2 protein-coding genes and 1 pseudogene are annotated in these 2,439 nt (G+C 69.8%); 1 reads left to right on the top strand and 2 read right to left on the bottom strand.

Translation table 11 applies throughout. From position 1 onward, the window contains the following. Both MKK88_RS20795 and MKK88_RS20790 read right to left on the bottom strand, forming a co-directional pair. The coding region (locus MKK88_RS20795) for a methyl-accepting chemotaxis protein (protein ID WP_244003059.1) at positions 1-1,356 on the bottom strand (1,356 nt) is incomplete at its 3' end. Between the two features lie 107 nt (positions 1,357-1,463). Continuing rightward, positions 1,464-2,219: pseudogene (locus MKK88_RS20790) on the bottom strand (methyl-accepting chemotaxis protein); the annotation flags it as partial. A 51-nt stretch (positions 2,220-2,270) separates the two neighbouring features. On the opposite strand from MKK88_RS20790, the gene MKK88_RS20785 reads away from it, so the two are divergent. Next, positions 2,271-2,439, top strand: a 169-nt coding sequence (locus tag MKK88_RS20785; RefSeq protein WP_244003061.1) for a phosphotransferase, incomplete at its 3' end; no start/stop codon positions are given.

Below are 2,439 nucleotides of genomic sequence, written 5' to 3'. Positions count from 1 at the left end.
CTGGGCCGATTGCCGGGCGATCGCCTCGGTCTGGCCGGCATTCTCGGCGTTCTGCTTCACGTTGGCGGCCATCTCCTCCATGGAGGCGGAGGCCTGTTCCGTCGACGCGGCCTGCTCGGTCGAGCCCTGCGACAGCTGCTCGGCCGAGGAGGACAGCTCCTCCGAGCCCGCCGAGACGTTGCCGGCCGCCGCGCTGGCCTGTCCCACCACCTCGCGCAGCTTCAGGGTCATGGCCTGCACGGCGCGCAGGAGGTCGGTGATCTCGTCGCGGCCGGTGGGCACCACGTCCTCGGTCAGATCCCCCTGCGCCACCCGGTTCGCCGCCCCGAGGGCCTTCTGCATGCCGCGGGAGATCGAGAGCAACAGCCAGATCGCCATGGCAAGCCCGATCGCCACCGCACCGGCGACGACGCCGATCAGCATCATGCGGGTGGTCTCGAAGGCGGCCTGGGTCTCGCGCACATAGGTCTGCGCGACGCCCTCCTCGTAGGCGCGGAGCTTCGTGACCTCCTCGATGAGGGCCATCCGCGCCTGCGTGAACGGACCGACATAGACTTGGAGCGCCTTGGCGTCGGTGTTGGCGAGGCCGAGGGTGAACACCTGTTCGCCGACCGCCTCCCAGGTGCGGAACGCGGCGCCGATGGCCGTGATGGCGTCGGCGAGCCCTTCGCTACGCCCCGCCTCGCCGAGCTTGGCGAAATCCTGGTCGAACTGGCGGCGATGGTCGTGATATTCCTTGGTCAGCTTCTCAAGGAGCGCTTCGTCGCTGATCACCACCTCGCGGTAGACGTCGGCCACGAGGCGCGTCATCCGCGCCTCGAGAATCGCGGCGAGCCGGCGCGTCTCCGATGAGATGTCCGGCCGGGATGCCAGATCCTGGATTCGGGTGATCACGACGCGGGAAGTCGTCAGCTGCTCGCCGCCGGCGATGCCGATGGCGGTGTTGTTGCCGTTCTTGACCGAAAACTCCGTGCCCTTGGCGGCGGCACCGGACAGCTTGTCCCAGGCCTCACGCAGGGACTGAAGACGCACCCGCTGCTCGGCGGTGGTAGCGTCGGAATAGTCCTTCAGAAGTCCGCGGAATGTCACGTCCTGCTGCTTAAGGTCGGTGGCGAGCTTCGCCCGGGCCGCCTCTGTCGGCTCGAGCAGCGACCGGGCGAACATGCGCGCGGAATTCACGGCCAGCGTCTCGAAGCGCAAGGCCCGTTGCACCTGAGCGAAGGGACCGGACGCGAAGGCCTGCATCCGGTCGTTGGCGCTGCTGAGGCTCGTGATGGCCTGGAAGCCCGCCCCGCCGAGAAGCAGGAGGATCAGGCCGAAGGCCGTGCCCAGCTTGGTGCGGATCGTGAGACGCATGGGATACTTCTTTCGTAAACTCAGGTGGGATGTTCGAGATGTCTTGGGGGATCGCGGTTGGCGCCGCCTTGGCCACGCCAACCCGTGAAGTTCAGCACCCGCATCGCTCAGGCGGCGCGGACGAACTCGGCGTCGCGGGTGTCGCCCTCGCCCATGTCGAGGGCGAAGCCCGGCGATCCGGCCGTCCGCGCCCGCGCCTTCGGGGTGACCGCCTGGCCGGGCCGGGCCGGCGCCGCCATCCGCGCCGCCGCAGCCCGCAGGTGCGGAACCGCCGCCTCCCCGCCCGACGCCGCCTCGATCCGGAAGTAGGCGATCGTCGCCTGAAGCCGCTCCGCCTGGGCAGCCAGTTCGTCCGAGGTCGCCGAGACCTGCTCGGACGCGCTCGCGTTCTGCTGGGTCACCTTGTCGAGCTGCTGGATCGCCTGATTGATCTGACCCGAGCCGACATCCTGCTCCCGGCACGCCGCCGAGATCTCCTCGACCAGGCTGGCGGTCCTCTTGATGTCGGGCACGAGCCGCCCCAGCATCTCGCCCGCCTGCTGCGCCGCCTTGACCGTGTCGGCCGACAGCGTCCCGATCTCGGCCGCCGCCGCTTGGCTGCGCTCGGCGAGCTTGCGCACCTCGGAGGCCACCACCGCGAAGCCCCGCCCGTGCTCGCCGGCACGCGCGGCCTCCACCGCCGCATTGAGCGCCAGGAGGTCGGTCTGGCGGGCGATCTCCTGCACGATCGTGATCTTCTGCGCGATCGTCTGCATCGCATCGACCGCGCGGCCCACCGCGGCGCCGCTCGCCTCGGCGTCCTGGGCCGATTGCCGGGCAATCGCCTCGGTCTGGCCGGCATTCTCGGCGTTCTTCTTCACGTTGGGCTCGTCCGCTGCCAGATCGCAGGCGAATCGCGCGACTTCGTGCTGCGCATGGACGCCTCCGCCACGATCGCGTCGAGCCGGTCCCGCGCCGAGGAGTGTCGCATCCTGGAGGCCGTCTGGAAAGCCGGCGTGCGCGTGCCTGAGCCCGTGGGCTTCTGCGACGATCCGGCGGTGATCGGCGCACCCTTCGCGCTGATGGGCCTCGTCGAGGGTGTCG

The organism is Methylobacterium sp. E-005 (assembly GCF_022829725.1).
Taxonomy (GTDB): domain Bacteria; phylum Pseudomonadota; class Alphaproteobacteria; order Rhizobiales; family Beijerinckiaceae; genus Methylobacterium.
The sequence above is the reverse complement of the archived record's forward strand: the minus strand, read 5'-3'. Positions and strand labels throughout refer to the sequence as shown.